Source organism: Nocardioides sp., assembly GCF_041913365.1.
Lineage (GTDB): Bacteria > Actinomycetota > Actinomycetes > Propionibacteriales > Nocardioidaceae > Nocardioides.
The window spans coordinates 70,092-86,782 of the sequence record NZ_JAYSFM010000001.1; the positions used below are offsets into that span (position 1 = coordinate 70,092).

Sequence of the window (16,691 nt, forward strand, 5' to 3'; positions counted from 1 at the left end):
CCATGGTCCGGCTCCCCACGGCATACGTCCAATGTGTCGGACGGTACATATCCATGCGTCAGACGTATGATCCGTGACGTGCTGGTCCGCGACCTCGAGTGGCTGCTCGCGCTGGCCGATCACGGCCACGTCACGGATGCGGCGTCGGCGCTGGGCACCAGCCAGCCGACCCTGTCGCGGGCGCTCGCCAGGATCGAGGCGGAGCTCGGGGTACGGGTCTTCGAGCGCGTGCCGACCGGCATCGTGACCACCGCCGACGGCGAGCTGGTGCTGGAGTCCGCGCGCGAGCTGGTCGCCGGCCACGACCGCCTGCGCGCGGCACTCGCCAACCGGCTCGACCCCGACACCGGCGTCGTACGCCTCGCCTTCCTGGACTCGATGGCGACCACGCTCCTGCCGCGGCTGCTGCGCGGCTTCCACGAGCACGCGCCGGGCATCAAGGTGGCGCTCAGCCAGGAGCCGGCCCACGACATCCGGCGCGACCTCGACCGCGGGGCGGCGGAGCTGGGGCTGACGATGATGCGCCCCCACGACGGCTACGCGCGGCTGCCCGTGCAGGAGGAGCGGCTGGTCGTCGTGGTGCCGCCCACCCACCGGCTGGCCCGCCGCAAGCGGGTCGCCCTCACCGAGCTCGCCGACGAGGAGATGGTGATGATCCCGCCCGGTTTCGGCCACCGAGCGCTGGTCGACGAGCTGTTCGCGGAGGCCGGGGTCACCCCGCAGGTGTCGTTCGAGAGCGCCGACCTCGCCACGATCGAGGGCCTGGTCGCCGCAGGGCTCGGCGTCGGCATCGTGCCGGAGGTGTTCGCGGGGGTGTCCGGCACCGTGGGACTGCGGCTCACGGCGCCGGGCGCGCGCCGGACCATCTCGCTCGTCTGGCGCGCCGATCGGCCGCTCGCACCGCCCGCCCAGCGCTTCCTCGACTTCGTGCGCGCCTGGGCGTGAGGCCGCGGCCGTGGCGGCACATTGTGGGTAGATCGACGCCGGCTTGGCGCTGAGGGGTGCCATTCGCGGCTCGGCTGTGGGTACGGTCACGTGATCTCTCCGCCGTGAGGTGGATCGTGCCGACTGGCCGCTGACGTGGACCCACCCCCCTCCGCGCCACCACCGCGACGACGGTGACGACCCCTGTCTCGACACGTGCCGCGTGGCGCCCGTCGAGCAGTGCTGCACGCCCCCACCCCCACTGCAAGGAGCACCACCATGTCCCCACTCAGGCGCTACGGCCCCGTCGGCCTCGCGCTGGGCATCACCGCCAGCCTGTTCGCCGCCGTCGGGTACGCCGCCGGCCCCGCCGCGGCGCCCGTCCGCGTCCCCGACTGCGACGAGCCCACGCCCCCCGTCTCCGTGACCGAGCTGTACGAGTACAACGACTGCCGCTTCGACCGGATCGAGTCCCTGCTGGCCAACCACGACGCGCCCGAGGGCACGCCGACCCCCACCCCGACCGAGACCCCGACGCCCACGGAGACCCCCACCCCGACCGAGACCCCCACCCCGACCGAGACCCCCACCCCGACGCCCACGCCGACTCCCACCCCGACCGAGACCCCCACCCCGACGCCCACGCCGACTCCCACCCCGACACCGACCGGATTCCCCAACGCGGCCACCACCGGCGTCCCCGACGGGGTCACCCTCGAGCCGTACACCGGCCCGTGCATCTTCCGTGAGTCCCACGGCTCGTCCGCGGTCATCGACGGCAAGGACGTCCGGGCACGGTGCAGCGAGCTGGTCGCCTACCACCCGTTCGCGCTGACCATCCGCAACAGCCGCGTCCCCCGCGTGGAGGTGACCGGCAGCGGCCAGAGCCTCGACATCAGCGACAGCGAGGTCGTCGCGGGCAGCTGGTCGGACGGTGCCCTCTGGGGCTCCCACATCACGGCCACCCGGGTCGAGGTGACCGGTGGCCAGCACTCCGTGCACTGCGAGGACGACTGCACCATTGTCGACTCGTGGCTCCACGCCCAGTACAACCCCGACGGCGGCAGCTTCCACACCAACGCCTTCCTCACCAACGGCGGCGAGGGCATCGTGCTGCGGCACAACACGCTCCACTGCGACTCGATCCTGAACCGCACCGACGGCGGGTGCACGGCCGACGTCTCGCTGTTCGGCGACTTCGGCCCGGTGCGGGACGTGCTCGTCGAGCGCAACCTGCTGAAGGCCAACGCCTCGTCGATCTCCTACTGCGCCTACGGCGGCTACTCCCCCAGCAAGCCCTACCCGGTGGCCACGCAGATCCGCTTCATCGACAACGTCTTCGAGCGCGGGCCCAACCGCCGGTGCGGCGTCTACGGCCCGGCGACGTCCTTCCAGGCGTCGGCAGCCGGGAACGAGTGGCGCGGCAACGTGTGGGACTCAGGAGAGCCGGTCACCGCCGGCGGCTGACCACGACCCGATCGCCGCGGCGCGCCGCGCCAGCCGCCCGTACGCTCGCACCGTGAGCAGCAGCAAGCAGCGCAAGGCGCGCCAGCAGGCCGAGCGCGAGCAGTGGGAGCGCGAGCAGCAGCGCGCCGCGGCCCGGCGTCGTCGTACGGTGCTCCTCGGCGTCCTCGGCACGGTCGTTGCCGTGGTTCTGGTCATCGGCCTCGTGGTCGCCCTCACCCGGGGCGACGACACCGAGCCGGACGCTGCCCCGCAGGCCGAGGACACCGGGCTGATCGACACCGAGGCGTCCGGTGAGGCACAGGCCTCGGCAGCCAACGAGGCGATGGCGGCCGGCGAGGCGAAGGCCGAGGACTACACCGTCGAACCGGGCACGCCGGTGGACAGCGATGAGAAGCCGGCGCGCGACGACCGGCCCGTCGCCTGCGGGGCGAAGGCGCCCGCCGACGTGCGCGCGAGCCGTCCGCGCTTCCCGGGCGGTCCTGCGCAGGTCCTCGAGGACGGCGTGGACTACGTCGCGCGGGTCCAGACGTCCTGCGGCCCCATCGTCATCGACCTGCTGGAGGAGGACGCACCCGTCGCGGTGAACTCCTTCGTCTTCCTCGCCCGGCAAGGCTTCTACGACGGCCTCGAGGTCTACCGCGACTACGGCGCCATCTCGGCCGTCCAGGCCGGCAGCGGCACCAACGCGGTCGGGTGGGACGTGGGCTACACCCTGCCCGACGAGCTCGCCGCGGCCGAGCGCGACGGCTACCCGGTCGGGTCGGTGGTCACGGCCGGCCTCGGGCAGCCCTGGACCGCCGGCAGCGAGTTCTGGATCGCGTACGGCACGGAGTTCGACGCCGGCTTCTCGACCGACCGGGTGCACACCACCTTCGGCACGGTGCTCGAGGGGATGGACGTCGTCGACCGGATGACCGCCATGGAGCGTCTCGGCATGGGCGGAGAGTCGTTCGCCGAGCGGCTGTTCATGGAGAAGGTGACCATCGAGGAGCGCTGACCGATGTCCGGATAGTTGCTTATCTGCGCGATCATGCAGATAGGCTGCGGGCATGACCGACCGGCGCACGGACCTGCCGACCGACGACCAGGTGGACCTGGCCGTCGAGGCATTCCGGATGCTCGCCGACCGCCGGCGCATCAAGATCCTCTGGGCGCTGCTGCACGGCGAGTCCTCGGTCAACGAGCTGGCCGAGCGCGTGGGCGCCAGCTCGTCGGTGGTGAGCCAGCACCTGGCCAAGCTCAGGCTGGCGGGGCTCGTCCAGGTGCGCCGCGAGGGGACGTACGCCTACTACACCGCGGCCGACGAGCACGTGCACCGGCTGCTCGACGAGGCGCTCTTCCACGCCGACCACGCCAACCACCCGGACCAGGTCGCGATGGTCCACCGGCTCCACACCGACGAGCGCCACGGTCGGGGGTCCTGATGGGTCACGGACACTCCCACGGCGGCGGGCACGCGGGCGCACGGCACCGCTGGCGGCTGGCGGTGGCCTTCGGGCTCGTCGCCTTCTTCCTCGTCGTCGAGCTCGTGGTCGGCCTGGTCTCCGGCTCGCTGGCGCTGATCTCCGACGCCGGCCACATGGCGGCCGACGTCGTCGCCCTCGGGGCCGCGCTGGCCGCGACCAAGATCGCCACGCGTCCGGACACGTCCGGCCGGCGCAGCTACGGGTCGTACCGCGCCGAGATCTTCGCCTCCGGGTTGACGGTGCTGATCATGCTCGGCGTCTCGGCGTACGTCGTCGTCGAGGCGCTCGGCCGGATGGGCGAGGACGTCGACGTGGCGGCCGGGCCGGTCGTCGTCGTCGGCGTCATCGGCCTGGTGGTCAACGTGGTCTCCATCGTCCTGCTCCGCGGCGGCGCGGGGGAGTCACTCAACGTCAAGGGCGCCTACTACGAGGTCGTGGCCGACGCCGCCGGCAGCGTGGGTGTCATCCTCGCGGGCGTCGTCGTCGCGACCACCGGCCGAGGCTGGTGGGACACCGCTGTGGCGCTGGCCATCGGCGTCTTCGTCGCGGTCCGCGCGGTCGTCCTCGGCCGCGAGGTGCTCGCCGTCCTGGGCCAGCACGTGCCCGAGGGCATGCGGCTCGACGACGTCGTCCGCGACCTCGAGGCCGTGGCGGGCGTGGCCGACGTCCACGACCTGCACGTCTGGACCCTCACCTCCGGCATGTACGTCGCCACCGCGCACCTCGTCGTCGAGGACGCGACCTCCGGCCAGGACGTCCTCGACGAGGCCCGCGCGGTGATGCGCGCCCAGCACCACATCGAGCACGCCACCCTCCAGGTCGAGTCTCGCGCCACCCAGGACTGTCACGCCGCGACCTGGTGAGGTGGGTCATAGTCCCTCAGATCGCGCCTCGGCTGGCCGATCACGACTAGGTGACTGCTACTCCCCTCGTCGACCGTGCCGACCTGCTGACCGCTGCCGAGGCCGTCGAACCCCTTCCCCACACCGTCGCCCGGCTGGCCACGCTGGTCGCCGACCCCTACTCCGACATCCGCGAGATCACCGAGACGGTGTCCTTGGACGTCTCGCTGACCGCAGACCTGCTGCGCCGGGCCAACTCGGCCGCCCTCGGCCGCCGCTCCACCGTCACGTCCGTGCGCGACGCCGTGGTGCGCCTCGGTCCCAGCACGGTGCTGTCGCTCACCCTCGCGTCGCGCGTCGGCAGCAGGATGCTCCAGCCGATGCCGGCGTACGGCTTCAAGCGGGGGGCGCTCTGGGAGCGTTCGGTGGCCGCGTCGATCGCCGCCGAGGTGATCCGCTCCCGCTCGACCGTCCCGGTCCCGGCCGAGGTCGGGACCGCCGCTCTGCTGCACGACTTCGGCATGGTGGTGCTGGGCCAGCACTTCGGCAAGCACATCCTCGACACGCTCGCCCTCGCTGCGGAGACCGACGGCACGGACATCGTGGAGACCGAGCGGGTGGTCTTCGGTCTCACCCACGCCGACATCGGCGGCACCGTGGCCGAGGCGTGGGGTCTCCCGCGAACGATCGCCGTCGCGATCCGCGAGCACCACGAGGCGCACGAGGGCCTGTCCCCCGTGAGCGCGGCCGTCGGGCTCGCCTGCGCGATGTCGTACGAGATCACGACCCGCGAGGCCGACCCTGAGGAGCTCGAGAGCATGGTGGCCCGGCGCCACGAGGTCACGCCCCTGCTGGGGATCCTGCGGCTCGACCACGACGACTACCACGACATCGTGGCGACCTCGCGCGAGCGGTACGACGAGCTCGCCGACCGCTACGGCGCCTGACCCCGAGCCCTAGCCCTGGGCCATGTCGACGAAACGGGAGTAGTGGCCCTGGAAGGCGACCGTGAGGTCGCGGGTGGGGCCGTTGCGGTGCTTGGCCACGATCAGGTCGGCCTCGCCGGGGCGGGTCGACTCCTTCTCGTAGACGTCGTCGCGGTGGAGCAGGATCACCATGTCGGCGTCCTGCTCGAGCGAGCCGGACTCACGCAGGTCGCTCATCATCGGGCGCTTGTCGCCGCGCTGCTCGGGACCACGGTTGAGCTGGGAGAGCGCGATGATCGGGCACTCGAGCTCCTTGGCGAGGAGCTTGATGTTGCGGGAGAACTCCGAGACCTCGAGCTGGCGGGACTCGACCTTCTTGCCCGAGCTCATCAGCTGCATGTAGTCGATGACGATGAGCTTGAGGTCGTGGCGCTGCTTGAGGCGCCGGGCCTTGGCCCGGATCTCCATCATCGTCATGTTGGGGCTGTCGTCGATGAACATCGGCGCACCCGAGACCTGGCCCATCTTGCGGGCGAGCTTCTCCCAGTCGTCGTCGCGCATCGTGCCGTTGCGGATGTGGTTGAGCGGCACCTTCGCCTCGGCCGAGAGCAGGCGCATCATGATCTCCGAGCGCGTCATCTCGAGGCTGAAGAAGACGCTCGTGAGGTTGTTGTGGATCGACGCGGCCCGGCAGAAGTCCAGGGCGAGAGTTGATTTGCCCATGGCCGGACGCGCCGCGACGATGATCATCTGGCCGGAGTGGAGGCCGTTGGTCAGGTCGTCGAGGTCGGCAAAGCCGGTGGGCACGCCGTAGAGGCCGGCCTCACGGTTGCCGATCGCCTCGATCTCGTCGAGGACGCCGCTCATGATGTCGCTCAGCGGCGCGTAGTCGACGCTCGCGCGACGGTCCGTGACCTTGTAGACCTCCGCCTGGGCGTTGTCGACGACGTCGTCGATGTCCCCCTCGCCGGCGTAGCCGAGGGAGGCGATGCGGGTGCCGGCCTCGACCAGGCGGCGCAGGATCGCCTTGTCGCGCACGATCTCGGCGTAGTAGCCGGCGTTGGCCGCGATCGGGACGTTGGCCGAGAGGGTGTGGAGGTAGGGGGCGCCGCCGATGCGCTGGAGCTCGCCGCGCTTCTGCAGCTCGGCGGCCACGGTGATCGGGTCGGCCGGCTCTCCGCGCCCGTAGAGGTCGATGATCGCGTCGTGGATCACCTCGTGGGCGGGGCGGTAGTAGTCCACGCCCTTGATGACGTCGACGACGTCGGCGATCGCGTCCTTGGAGAGCAGCATCGAGCCGAGCACGCTCTGCTCGGCGGCGTTGTCCTGCGGGGGTGTGCGGTCACCCGCCGAGCGCGGCGACTCGCCGGGCTCGTAGGCCGCGGGACCGTCGCCCCAGGCCTCGTCGGTGTCCCCCTCGAAGGCGATGCTCACCGATGCTCCTCTCACTGACCATCTCACCGGCCACTGCCCACGACGCTAGGGCCGACCACCGACATCCACCGTGCTGCCGCGCGTCGGCGAGTCGGTGCAACCGGTCGGCGACCGCTCCACTTCCGCGCGAGACCGTACGTCCTCGGCGCGGGCGTTGGGAAGCCGACGACGCCGAGTTATCCACAGACTCTGTGGACAACGTGGGGACGTGCGTGGACGACACGCGACGAGCGGTGCACATGCCGTGGACGCACCTGTGGACATCGACGTACCTCATCTGGGAGAAGGGCCTCTGACCTGCGCAAACGCGTTCCACACGCTGTGGAGAGAAATCCCCACGGGGGTCATCCCGTTCACCTGTCCGCCATCTGGAAGATGCCTGTTGCTTTGTCGACAAGGGCAGGAGACCACCGCCACTTCGCCATCATCCACACGGATCTACACAGGTAGTCAGATCGGGCTATGTACACCCCCGGCGCCCCTCAGTATGTGGAACGCGAATGCACCCTCGCGACGCCTGCTTCCTAGGGTTGGCCCGTGAACGCCACCGACCGGGAGATCCTGCGCCTGGCCGTGCCGGCCTTCCTCGCCCTCGTCGCCGAGCCGCTCTTCCTGCTCTCCGACGCCGCCGTCGTCGGCCACCTCGGCACCCCCGAGCTGGCGGGCCTGGGCGTGGCCGCGGTGATCCTGCAGACCGTCGTCGGCCTGTGCGTGTTCCTCGCCTACGGCACCACCGCGAGCGTCGCGCGCCACCTCGGCGCCGGCGACCTCCGCGCGGCCCTCGCCCAGGGCGTCGACGGGGTGTGGCTGGCGATCATCATCGGCGGGATCGCCACGGTCCTCGGCATCCTGCTCACCCCGGCCCTCGTCGGGGCCTTCGGCACCGGCGTCGAGGTCGCCGACCACGCCGAGACCTACCTGGCCATCGCGTTCCTCGGCACCACGCCCCTGCTCGTGATGCTCGCCGCGACCGGCGTCCTCCGCGGGCTCCAGGACACCCGCACCCCGCTCCACGTCGCCGTGGTCGGCAACGGCCTCAACATCGTCCTCAACGTCGTCCTGGTCTACGGCCTCGACCTCGGCATCGCCGGCTCGGCGATCGGCTCGGTGCTCGCCCAGGTCCTCTCCGCGGCCTGGCTCGTGGCCGTCGTGGTCCGCGCCGCCCGCGAGCACGACGCCCCGCTGTCCCCCGACCTCCCCGGCATCCGGGCCGCCGCCCACGCGGCCGTGGCCCTGGTGATCCGCACCCTCGCCCTGCGCGCCTGCCTCCTCGTCGGGACGTACGCCGTCACCCGCGTGGGCAGCAACGCCACCGACGTCAACGTGGCCACCCACCAGATCGCCATCACCCTCTGGAGCTTCCTCGCCTTCGCCCTCGACGCCATCGCGATCGCTGCACAGGCGCTGACCGGCCGGTCGCTCGGGCAAGGCGCCGTGGACACCACGCGGCAGCTCACCCGGCGGATGATCCGCTGGGGCTGGGGCAGCGGGATCGTGGCGGGTGCCGCCCTGGCGCTCTCCTCACCCTTCATCGGCGCGCTCTTCACCACCGACCAGGAGGTCCGCGACCTGCTCGTCCCCGTGCTGCTCGTCGCCGCCGTCGGGCAGCCCCTCGCCGGACTGGTCTTCGTGCTCGACGGCGTGTTGATCGGCGCCGGCGACGGTGCCTACCTCGCGTGGGCGGGCATCGCGGTGCTGGCGGCGTACGCACCCGCCGCGCTCGTCGCGGCCACCTTCCCCCACGGCCTGGTGTGGGTCTGGGTGGCGATGACCTTCGTCTTCATGGGCGCGCGTGGCGTGCTCCTGTCGTGGCGAGCGCGGGGCGACCGCTGGCTCGTAACCGGAGCGACGCCCGTGCGTTGAGCCTGACGGAGGGAGCGCGCGCTCGGCTGCGCGCACCAGAGGGAGGGCACCATGACCACGACGACCACCAGGACCGGCGTACGCCGCTCGGCCGGCGCAGTCGCGCTCGTGCTGGCCGCGTCGGCGCTGCTCGCGACCGGCGCCGCGCCGGCAGGCGCCACGCCGGGCTGCACGGACGAGACCCAGCCCACGGACCCCATCCTGGGGCTGCCGACCGGCGACGGCTGCGACGACGACACCCCACCGGAGACCGGGCTGACAGCATCGGCCACGCCGAACGCCGCCGGCTACGTGGCGACCCCGACGATGACGTTCGCCTTCACCGCGAGCGTCGCCGACGGCGACCCCGGACCGTTCGGGTTCGAGTGCCGGCTCGCCGGCGGCCCGCAGGCCCACGACTGGCAGGCGTGCACCAGCCCGGTCACCGTCACCGGTCAGCCCGACGCTGCGGCCGGCGGCTACACCTTCGCGGTCCGTGCGGTCGACCTCGGCGACCGGGCGCGGACGCCCGACAACGTGCTCGTGCCGCCCACCGTCACCGACATCCCCGACGAGGACCCGACGCCGGCGACCGTCACGTGGGGCCAGGACACCAAGGCGCCGTTCGTGTTCGTGACCCGCAGCGGGTACGACGAGGACACCCCGACCCAGCCGGTGATGACCTCGGCCACCGTGCCGCTGCGGCTCAACAGCAGCGAGCCCGGCGCCACCTTCGAGTGCACCGACAACGGCAGGCCCACCAGCTGCACCGGGCCGCGCTGGGAGGTGGCGAACCCGAAGCCGGGCCGGCACGTGGTCACCGCGCGGGCCATCGACCGCGCCGGCAACGCGAGCGCCTGGTCGAAGCCGGTCGAGTTCTTCGTGCCGCGCAACCTCACCCGTCGCCTCTCGCCGAACCGCGGCTGGGCGAAGATCCGCAAGGCCGGCTACTTCCGCGGGGACGCGATCCGCGCGGAGAAGCGCGGCGCCCGGATCGTGCTGCCGCGGACCGCGGTCGGCGAGCTGCGGCTGATCGCCCCGACCGGGCCCGGCTTCGGCAAGGTGCGCCTGCGGGTGGGCCGCCGGGATTGGCACGTCGTCGACCTCTCCGGACGGCGTACGCCACTGACGCAGGTCACGGTCATCGACCGCTACTCCGGCATGCGCACGGGCCGGATCACCCTCGAGTCGCTGAGCAACAAGCCGGTGGTCGTCGACGCCGTGGTGGCGCGACCGAACCGGTTCCCGCCGGCGGACTGACCCGCACATGCAGACGGCCCGCCGCCTCCGAGGAGGCAGCGGGCCGTCGTGTGGGTCAGGCAGGGGCGGCGATCAGGCCGGGACGACGTTGAGGGCCACCGTGGCGGACACCTCGTCGTGCAGCTTGACCGACACCTCGTGCGCGCCGAGCGTCTTGATCGGGTTGGTCACCACGATCGTGCGACGGTCGACCTTCTCGCCCGAGACCTCGGCGACCGCGTCGGCGATCTCCGCGGTGGTGACGGCGCCGAACAGGCGACCACCCTCACCGGCACGGACCTTCACGTTGACCGCGTTGGCCTCGAGCTTGGTCTTGATCTCCTTGGCGTGGTCCTCGTCGCGGGCCGCACGGGCGGTGCGGGCGGACTTGATCGACTCGATGGTCTTCTCGCCGCCACGGCTCCACTTGATGCCGAGACCACGGGGAACGAGGTAGTTGCGGCCGTAGCCGTCCTTGACCTCGACCACGTCGCCGGGGGCGCCGAGGCCGTCGACTTCCTGGGTCAGGATGAGCTTCATGTCCCGTGCTCCTCTCAGCGACCGGTGGACGTGTAGGGCAGCAGAGCGAGCTCGCGCGCGTTCTTCACGGCGATGGCCACGTCGCGCTGGTGCTGGACGCAGTTGCCGGTCACGCGACGGGCGCGGATCTTGCCACGGTCGGAGATGAACTTGCGGAGCAGCGTGGTGTCCTTGTAGTCGACACCGGTCGCCTTCTCCTTGCAGAACTGGCAAACCTTCTTCTTGGGCTTGCGCAGAATTGCCTTGGCCATTGTGGTGCTCCCTTTCAGTGAGCCCGGCCCTGAAGGCAATCAGGGACGGAATGGAATTTCGGAATCTCTTGCTTGGTGTTCCGGATCAGGCTGAGGGGTTTCGATACGCCCTCGTCACGGCTTCGCGAGCTCAGCCGTGGGCTACTCAACCTGGCGACCTGACGCGACTTCGCACGCTCAGTCGCGGGTCCCTCAGAACGGCGGCTCGTCGTTCCCGCCGCTGACCCCGGGCGTGGCCCACGGGTCGTTGGCCGGAGCCGACTGGCCGCCACCCTGGGACTGGCCGCCCCAGCCGCCGCCACCCTGGCCACCCTGCTGGGGAGCCGGGCTGGCCCACGGGTCGTCGGCCGGAGCCGACTGCTGCTGCTGGCCGCCACCCGAGTAGCCGCCGCCACCGGAGTAGCCGCCACCGCCGCCCTGCCGCGTCGTCTTGGTGACCTTCGCGCTGGCGTTGCGCAGCGACGGGCCGACCTCCTCGACGTCGATCTCGAAGACGGTGCGCTTCTCACCCTCGCGGGTCTCGTACTGGCGGGACTTCAGGCGACCCTGGACGATCACGCGCATGCCCCGCTGGAGGGACTCGGCGACGTTCTCCGCGGCCTGGCGCCACACAGCGCACGAGAGGAACAGCGTGTCGCCGTCCTTCCACTCGTTGCTCTGGCGGTCGAAGGTGCGCGGCGTCGAGGCGATCCGGAAGTTGGCCACGGGTGCCCCCGACGGGGTGAACCGCAGCTCCGGGTCGTCGACGAGGTTGCCGATGACGGTGATCGTGGTCTCGCCTGCCATGTCAGGTCTCCTCTGGGTGTCCCTGCTAGATCCGGGGTGCTCCCGGTGATGCGCCCATCAAACAGGCACTCACCGACAGCGGGAAGGTCTTTCCACAGATGCCGCGAGGGCGATCAGTGGGCGTCGGGACGCAGGACCTTCGTGCGCAGGATCGACTCGTTCAGCGTGAGCTGGCGGTCGAACTCCTTGACCGTCGCGGGCGTGGCCGTCAGGTTGATGACGGCGTAGATGCCCTCGGCGTTCTTCTTGATCTCGTACGCCATCCGGCGACGACCCCACACGTCGACGGACTCGACCGAGCCGCCGTCCTTGCGGATCACGTTGAGGTACTTGTCGAGCGACGGCTCGATGGTGCGCTCGTCGAGACTCGGGTCGAGGATGACCATCACTTCATAGGCACGCATAGCGGTCTCCACCTCCTCTGGGCTAGAGCGGCCACGGGCTTTCCGTGGCAGGAGGACTGTGCGTTCGCGGCGGATGTACGACGTGGGTCGTGCGCCGCGGTCACCCGAAGGCAACCGGGGAAGGCTACCAGCGGCGCACCCGCCCGCTGGAATCGTCGTACGCCGCTGGGGACGGCGGCCTCAGTCGGCCGAGCGGCGCATCGCGGCGAGCGCGGTGCCGGCGATGGTCGCGAGGAGCGCGAGCCAGTAGCCGAAGCCGTGGCCCTGGTCGATGGCGTCGCAGAAGTCGCCCCCGATCAGGGCGTCGTCGCAGCTGCCGCCGGGGAAGACGAAGAGGGCGAGCACCGTGCAGAGGACGGCACCGGCGAAGAGGCCGAGGACCGTCGTGCGGGCCGGGAACGGGAGTCCGACACCGAGCAGCTTCGCGACCAGGACGGCGGCGCCGGCGAGCGCGAGGAGTGCGCCGAACCACCCGAAGAAGCCGTGCCAGGCCGTGACCGAGTCACCGTTGGACACACCCAGGATGTCGACCGACACCGTGTAGTACGGCAGCAGCGAGCCGAGGATGGCGAGCACACCCGCGCCGATGATGCCGAGGTCGAGCCGGTCGGCGGACTTCAGGGTGTCGACGGCCTGGTGGGTCGACGGCGAGCCGGACGGCGTGGCGGGCGTGGGCTCAGGCGTGGATTCGGACATGGGTTCTCCCCCGTGAGGTGGCCCGGGTGCGGGCCGATCAGCGGCGAGGATCCCGCACGGGGGTGCCGGCGGCAATACGGCTGGCACCACCGGTCCAGACCGGGACTCTGCACGCGAGTCTCCGCGCCTGTGGAGGACAGAGGCGCCAGGGCGTGTGCCGGGGCTAGCGTCGGGTGGTGCCCGGGACCGCACCGTCCGGACCCGCCGTCGTCGCGGGGCGCTACGTCCTGCTCGACCAGATCGGTTCCGGAGGCATGGGGTCGGTCTGGCGTGCGTGGGACGAGCGCACCCGGTGCCACGTCGCGGTCAAGGTGCTCGGGCGGCACAGTTCGGCGCTGCTGGCGCGCTTCGTGCGCGAGCAGGCGATCCGGGTCCGCCACCCCCACGTGGTCGCGCCGCACGGCTGGGCCGCCGAGGACGACCTGGTGGTGCTCGCGATGGAGCTGGTGCCCGGCGGGTCGGTCACCGACCTCATTCGCGAGCACGGCCCGCTCGACGCCGGCACTGCTGCGCTGCTGCTCGAGCAGCTGCTCCTGGGGCTGTCCGCGGTGCACGCGGCCGGGCTGGTGCACCGCGACGTGAAGCCGGCCAACCTCCTGCTCGAGGCGACCGGCGACGGTCCGCCCCACCTCAGGCTCGGCGACTTCGGCGTCGCGGCGCCGGTGGCCGACCGCCGCTTCACCACCGTCCCCGGCGCGATCGGGACCGACGGCTACATGGCGCCCGAGCAGGCGCGGGGCGCGCTGCCCGAGCCGACCCAGGACCTGTACGCGGTCGGGCGGGTGGCGCTCGAGATGGTCACCGGGCTGCCTCCGTCCCACCAGGGCGCGATCCCCTCGCACCCGCTGCGACCGCTGGTCGAGCGGCTGCTCGTCGCCGACCCCGAGCAGCGGCTGGCCACCGCCGAGGCGGCGCTGCGCCTGCTCCGGCGACTCCCGGTGCCGCCGCCGGAGGGACCACCGGTGCCCGACCGGCTCGGCGCCGCCCCGCGCCGCCGGCGTACGACCGGTGCGGTCGACTGGGCGGGATGGGCGGCCGTCGCGGGACTGCTCACCGTCGTCGCCGGGTGTCTGTGGCTGCTCCTAGTCTGGCTCCCATGAGCACGAAGATCGGCGCCCACGTCGACCAGACCGACCCGATCGCCGAGGCCGTCGCGCGCGAGACCACGCTCGTGCAGTTCTTCCGCGGCGCCCCGCGGGGCTCCACGGGACCGGTGGTCCGCTGCGCCGGCGGTGCCGCCGCCGTGGGGGGGGGGGCGGGGGCGGCGGGCGTCGACCTCTACGTCCACGCCCCCTACATCGTCAACGTCGCCACGACCAACAACCGGATCCGGATCCCGAGCCGCAAGCTGCTCCAGCAGCACATGGACGCCGCCGCGGAGATCGGCGCCAAGGGCCTGATCGTGCACGGCGGGCACGTCAACAAGGACGACGACCCGGCCGTCGGCTTCGACAACTGGCGCAAGGCGGTCGAGGCCACCGACCTCAAGATCCCGCTGCTCATCGAGAACACCGCCGGCGGCGACAACGCGATGGCCCGCCACCTCGACCGCATCGCCGGGGTGTGGGACGCGATCTCCTCGGTCGAGGGCGCCGACGACGTCGGCTTCTGCCTCGACACCTGCCACGCCTGGGCCGGCGGCATCGAGCTCGGCGACGCGGTGGAGAAGGTCCGCGCCATCACCGGCCGCATCGACCTCGTCCACGCCAACGACTCGCGCGACGACTTCGACTCCGGTGCCGACCGCCACGCCAACTTCGGCCAGGGCCACCTGCCCGCCGACGAGTTCGCCGGCGTGGTGCGCGAGGCGGGTGCGCCGGTGATCTGCGAGACGCCGGGGGGCGCGGCCGAGCACCTGGCCGACTTCGCCTGGCTGCGCGACCACCTCTGACCGGGATCAGCCCACCGCAGCCGTCACGTCTGGTTCGGCGGGGTCTCCTCGCAGTCCTGCACCCAGAACACCTTGGTCTTCGTGTCGCTGCCGTGCGAGCGCGGCGTCGCGACGGTCACTCGCACGTGGAAGCCCTGCTGTGGGTGGGGATCACCGGTGAAGGAGAGGGTGTACGTCTCGCGGCCGTCGAGCCCGGTCGACGTACCTGCGCCGGTGGCGCGGTCCTCGCCGACGAAGACCTGCGAAGGACCGGCGACGACCAGGCCGACCCCCTGCGTGGGGTCCTGCTCGGCGAAGGTCACCGTGGACACGACGTCGGCGCCGGCGTCGTAGCCGTACCACTCGACCGCGAACGAGCACCCGACGTGCGGGGTGTTGTCGGGCGCACGGTCGCCGTCGTCGAGCTGGGCGATCTTCACGCTGCCGTTGTTGCCGCCGGGAGCGGCGCCAGCCGGAGCGGCGCCAGCTGAGGCGGCCAGACACATGAGTGCGGCTGCGGCCAGGCGCGGCGTGCCGAGGGCACGACGGGGTCGATGGGGACTCATCAGGTCTCCTCACTGAGGCGCCGACGCGCGTCGCGTCGGTCCGAGCGGCCTCGGTGGCCGGGTGCCGCCACCGTAGGCCGTTCGAGCCGGACGGGTGAGGCGAATCGGCAAGCCGGCAAGAAGCTGTCAAGAAAGTTCTGACAGCGACGCAACCTCAGCGGCCCTCGCTGCGTCTGTACACACAAGGGACCAGACACGTACGGGGGTCGTGTCTGGTCCCTTGTAGCGTGTCCGGGGTGACGACCCCCCTCTCGCTCCGCCCGATCTCCGCGCAGGAGCACCGCGACTTCGTCGCGCAACGGTCGTCCGCCAGCTTCCTCCAGACCCCCGCCTGGGCGGCCGTGAAGTCGGAGTGGCGCAGCGAGTCGATCGGCTGGCACCGGGGCTCCGAGCTGGTCGGCGTCGGCCTCGTCCTCTACCGCCAGCTGCCCAAGGTCAAGCGCTACCTCGCCTACCTGCCCGAGGGCCCGGTCATCGACTGGTCCGGCGACGACCTCGAGGCCTGGCTCGCGCCGATGGTGACCCACCTGAAGAAGCAGGGCGCCTTCGCGGTGCGGATGGGCCCGCCGGTCGTCACCCGCCGGTGGTCGGCCGACCAGGTCAAGGCCGGCATCGCCGATGCGTCGGTGCGCTCGGTGGGCGACGTACCTCCCCTCGAGCGGTCGCAGGACGGCGCGCGCGTGATCGCCCAGCTCCACGAGCTCGGCTGGCAGCACCAGGCCGCCGGGGGCGGCTTCTCGGCGGGCCAGCCGCAGTTCAACTTCCAGATCCCGCTGGTCGACGCCGAGGGAGCGCCGCGCACGGAGGACGACGTCCTCAAGGGGATGAACCAGCTCTGGCGCCGCAACATCAAGAAGGCCGACAAGTCCGGCGTCGAGGTCGTCCGCGGCGACGCCACCGACCTCAAGGCCTTCCACGACCTCTACGCCCACACCGCCGAGCGCGACCACTTCACCCCGCGCCCGCTGTCGTACTTCGAGACGATGTACGACGCCCTCGGCGCCGAGGACCCCGACCGGATCCAGCTCTGGCTGGCCCGCCACGAGGGCGACCTCGTTGCCGCGACCATCGCGATCCGCGTGGGCACGCACGCCTGGTACTCCTACGGCGCCTCGTCCACCGAGAAGCGGGACGTCCGCGGCTCCAACGGCGTGCAGTGGGCGATGATCCGGCACGCCCTTGAGGCCGGCGCCCACGTCTACGACCTGCGCGGCATCACCGAGACGCTCGACTCCGACGACCCGCACGTCGGCCTGATCCAGTTCAAGGTCGGCACCGGCGGGCAGGCCGTGGAGTACGCCGGCGAGTGGGACCTCCCGATCAACCGCGCGATCTACAAGGCGTTCCAGCTCTACCTCGCGAGGCGTGCATGAGTGAGCGCAGCGAGCGAGTCATCAGGCACAGCGTCCCCCGTGCCTCATGCGCGCACGGAGCGAAG

The 16,691-nt window shown here is 71.7% G+C and carries 18 protein-coding genes; 11 read left to right on the plus strand and 7 right to left on the minus strand.

Features of this window, described 5'->3' with window-relative positions; genetic code table 11:
• Positions 1 to 78 precede the first annotated feature (78 nt).
• From ACE3QY_RS00400 to ACE3QY_RS00425, 6 genes are all read left to right on the plus strand, one after another.
• Positions 79 to 945 (plus strand): LysR family transcriptional regulator, encoded by an 867-nt coding sequence (locus ACE3QY_RS00400; protein WP_374454035.1) that lies wholly within the window; start codon positions 79 to 81, stop codon positions 943 to 945.
• Positions 946 to 1,203: 258 nt separating this feature from the next.
• Complete coding sequence (locus ACE3QY_RS00405) at positions 1,204 to 2,391, plus strand: hypothetical protein (RefSeq protein WP_374454036.1); 1,188 nt, start codon at positions 1,204 to 1,206, stop codon at positions 2,389 to 2,391.
• A gap of 52 nt (positions 2,392 to 2,443) precedes the next feature.
• Positions 2,444 to 3,388: a peptidylprolyl isomerase gene (locus ACE3QY_RS00410; protein ID WP_374454037.1), complete on the plus strand. Its 945-nt coding sequence runs from the start codon at positions 2,444 to 2,446 to the stop codon at positions 3,386 to 3,388.
• A gap of 52 nt (positions 3,389 to 3,440) precedes the next feature.
• Positions 3,441 to 3,815, plus strand: coding sequence for an ArsR/SmtB family transcription factor (locus ACE3QY_RS00415; RefSeq protein WP_374454038.1), 375 nt, complete (start codon positions 3,441 to 3,443; stop codon positions 3,813 to 3,815).
• On the plus strand, positions 3,815 to 4,720 hold the full coding sequence (locus tag ACE3QY_RS00420; RefSeq protein WP_374454039.1) for a cation diffusion facilitator family transporter: 906 nt from the start codon (positions 3,815 to 3,817) through the stop codon (positions 4,718 to 4,720). Before ACE3QY_RS00415 ends, ACE3QY_RS00420 begins: the two co-directional genes overlap by 1 nt.
• A gap of 50 nt (positions 4,721 to 4,770) precedes the next feature.
• Positions 4,771 to 5,646, plus strand: coding sequence for an HDOD domain-containing protein (locus ACE3QY_RS00425; protein ID WP_374454040.1), 876 nt, complete (start codon positions 4,771 to 4,773; stop codon positions 5,644 to 5,646).
• Positions 5,647 to 5,655: 9 nt separating this feature from the next.
• On the opposite strand, the gene dnaB is transcribed toward ACE3QY_RS00425, so the two are convergent.
• Complete coding sequence (gene dnaB, locus ACE3QY_RS00430; protein WP_374454899.1) at positions 5,656 to 7,053, minus strand: replicative DNA helicase; 1,398 nt, start codon at positions 7,051 to 7,053, stop codon at positions 5,656 to 5,658.
• 543 nt (positions 7,054 to 7,596) lie between these two features.
• Here dnaB and ACE3QY_RS00435 point away from each other — a divergent pair.
• Together ACE3QY_RS00435 and ACE3QY_RS00440 are read left to right on the plus strand one after the other, a co-directional pair.
• On the plus strand, positions 7,597 to 8,922 hold the full coding sequence (locus ACE3QY_RS00435) for an MATE family efflux transporter (RefSeq protein WP_374454041.1): 1,326 nt from the start codon (positions 7,597 to 7,599) through the stop codon (positions 8,920 to 8,922).
• A gap of 51 nt (positions 8,923 to 8,973) precedes the next feature.
• Positions 8,974 to 10,161 carry a hypothetical protein gene (locus tag ACE3QY_RS00440; RefSeq protein WP_374454042.1) on the plus strand — a complete coding sequence of 396 codons (1,188 nt, stop codon included), beginning with the start codon at positions 8,974 to 8,976 and terminating at the stop codon, positions 10,159 to 10,161.
• A 72-nt stretch (positions 10,162 to 10,233) separates the two neighbouring features.
• Here ACE3QY_RS00440 and rplI read toward each other — a convergent pair whose 3' ends face one another.
• The 5 genes from rplI to ACE3QY_RS00465 all read right to left on the minus strand — a co-directional run bounded on the left by rplI (position 10,234) and on the right by ACE3QY_RS00465 (position 12,817).
• A complete protein-coding gene (gene rplI / locus ACE3QY_RS00445) occupies positions 10,234 to 10,680 on the minus strand; it encodes a 50S ribosomal protein L9 (RefSeq protein WP_374454043.1) in 447 nt (148 codons plus the stop codon).
• 14 nt (positions 10,681 to 10,694) lie between these two features.
• Entirely contained in the window at positions 10,695 to 10,931 is a 237-nt protein-coding gene (rpsR, locus tag ACE3QY_RS00450) for a 30S ribosomal protein S18 (RefSeq protein ID WP_056603689.1), read from the minus strand.
• A gap of 192 nt (positions 10,932 to 11,123) precedes the next feature.
• Positions 11,124 to 11,717 carry a single-stranded DNA-binding protein gene (locus ACE3QY_RS00455; protein WP_374454044.1) on the minus strand — a complete coding sequence of 198 codons (594 nt, stop codon included), beginning with the start codon at positions 11,715 to 11,717 and terminating at the stop codon, positions 11,124 to 11,126.
• 113 nt (positions 11,718 to 11,830) lie between these two features.
• The gene (rpsF, locus tag ACE3QY_RS00460; protein ID WP_374454045.1) at positions 11,831 to 12,121 is read right to left on the minus strand and encodes a 30S ribosomal protein S6; all 291 of its coding nucleotides are present in this window, start codon (positions 12,119 to 12,121) and stop codon (positions 11,831 to 11,833) included.
• Between the two features lie 180 nt (positions 12,122 to 12,301).
• The gene (locus ACE3QY_RS00465; RefSeq protein ID WP_374454046.1) at positions 12,302 to 12,817 is read right to left on the minus strand and encodes a hypothetical protein; all 516 of its coding nucleotides are present in this window, start codon (positions 12,815 to 12,817) and stop codon (positions 12,302 to 12,304) included.
• Between the two features lie 176 nt (positions 12,818 to 12,993).
• Here ACE3QY_RS00465 and ACE3QY_RS00470 point away from each other — a divergent pair, with 176 nt between their 5' ends.
• Positions 12,994 to 13,917 carry a serine/threonine-protein kinase gene (locus ACE3QY_RS00470; protein WP_374454047.1) on the plus strand — a complete coding sequence of 308 codons (924 nt, stop codon included), beginning with the start codon at positions 12,994 to 12,996 and terminating at the stop codon, positions 13,915 to 13,917.
• Positions 13,914 to 14,708, plus strand: coding sequence for a deoxyribonuclease IV (locus ACE3QY_RS00475; RefSeq protein WP_374454048.1), 795 nt, complete (start codon positions 13,914 to 13,916; stop codon positions 14,706 to 14,708). Before ACE3QY_RS00470 ends, ACE3QY_RS00475 begins: the two co-directional genes overlap by 4 nt.
• Positions 14,709 to 14,731: 23 nt before the next feature.
• Here the strand turns inward: ACE3QY_RS00475 and ACE3QY_RS00480 are convergent, their stop codons facing one another.
• A complete protein-coding gene (locus tag ACE3QY_RS00480; protein WP_374454049.1) occupies positions 14,732 to 15,253 on the minus strand; it encodes a hypothetical protein in 522 nt (173 codons plus the stop codon).
• Positions 15,254 to 15,489: 236 nt separating this feature from the next.
• On the opposite strand from ACE3QY_RS00480, the gene ACE3QY_RS00485 reads away from it, so the two are divergent.
• A complete protein-coding gene (locus ACE3QY_RS00485; RefSeq protein WP_374454050.1) occupies positions 15,490 to 16,626 on the plus strand; it encodes a lipid II:glycine glycyltransferase FemX in 1,137 nt (378 codons plus the stop codon).
• Positions 16,627 to 16,691 lie beyond the last annotated feature (65 nt).

Excerpts from the sequence above, each read along its gene's own strand:
- ACE3QY_RS00405 (WP_374454036.1), top strand. The coding sequence starts at position 1,204 with ATGTCCCCACTCAGGCGCTACGGCCCCGTCGGCCTCGCGCTGGGCATC.
- ACE3QY_RS00415 (WP_374454038.1), top strand. The coding sequence starts at position 3,441 with ATGACCGACCGGCGCACGGACCTGCCGACCGACGACCAGGTGGACCTG.
- ACE3QY_RS00420 (WP_374454039.1), top strand. The coding sequence starts at position 3,815 with ATGGGTCACGGACACTCCCACGGCGGCGGGCACGCGGGCGCACGGCAC.
- ACE3QY_RS00440 (WP_374454042.1), top strand. The coding sequence starts at position 8,974 with ATGACCACGACGACCACCAGGACCGGCGTACGCCGCTCGGCCGGCGCA.
- rplI (WP_374454043.1), bottom strand. The coding sequence starts at position 10,680 with ATGAAGCTCATCCTGACCCAGGAAGTCGACGGCCTCGGCGCCCCCGGC.
- rpsR (WP_056603689.1), bottom strand. The coding sequence starts at position 10,931 with ATGGCCAAGGCAATTCTGCGCAAGCCCAAGAAGAAGGTTTGCCAGTTC.
- ACE3QY_RS00455 (WP_374454044.1), bottom strand. The coding sequence starts at position 11,717 with ATGGCAGGCGAGACCACGATCACCGTCATCGGCAACCTCGTCGACGAC.
- rpsF (WP_374454045.1), bottom strand. The coding sequence starts at position 12,121 with ATGCGTGCCTATGAAGTGATGGTCATCCTCGACCCGAGTCTCGACGAG.
- ACE3QY_RS00465 (WP_374454046.1), bottom strand. The coding sequence starts at position 12,817 with ATGTCCGAATCCACGCCTGAGCCCACGCCCGCCACGCCGTCCGGCTCG.
- ACE3QY_RS00475 (WP_374454048.1), top strand. The coding sequence starts at position 13,914 with ATGAGCACGAAGATCGGCGCCCACGTCGACCAGACCGACCCGATCGCC.
- ACE3QY_RS00480 (WP_374454049.1), bottom strand. The coding sequence starts at position 15,253 with ATGAGTCCCCATCGACCCCGTCGTGCCCTCGGCACGCCGCGCCTGGCC.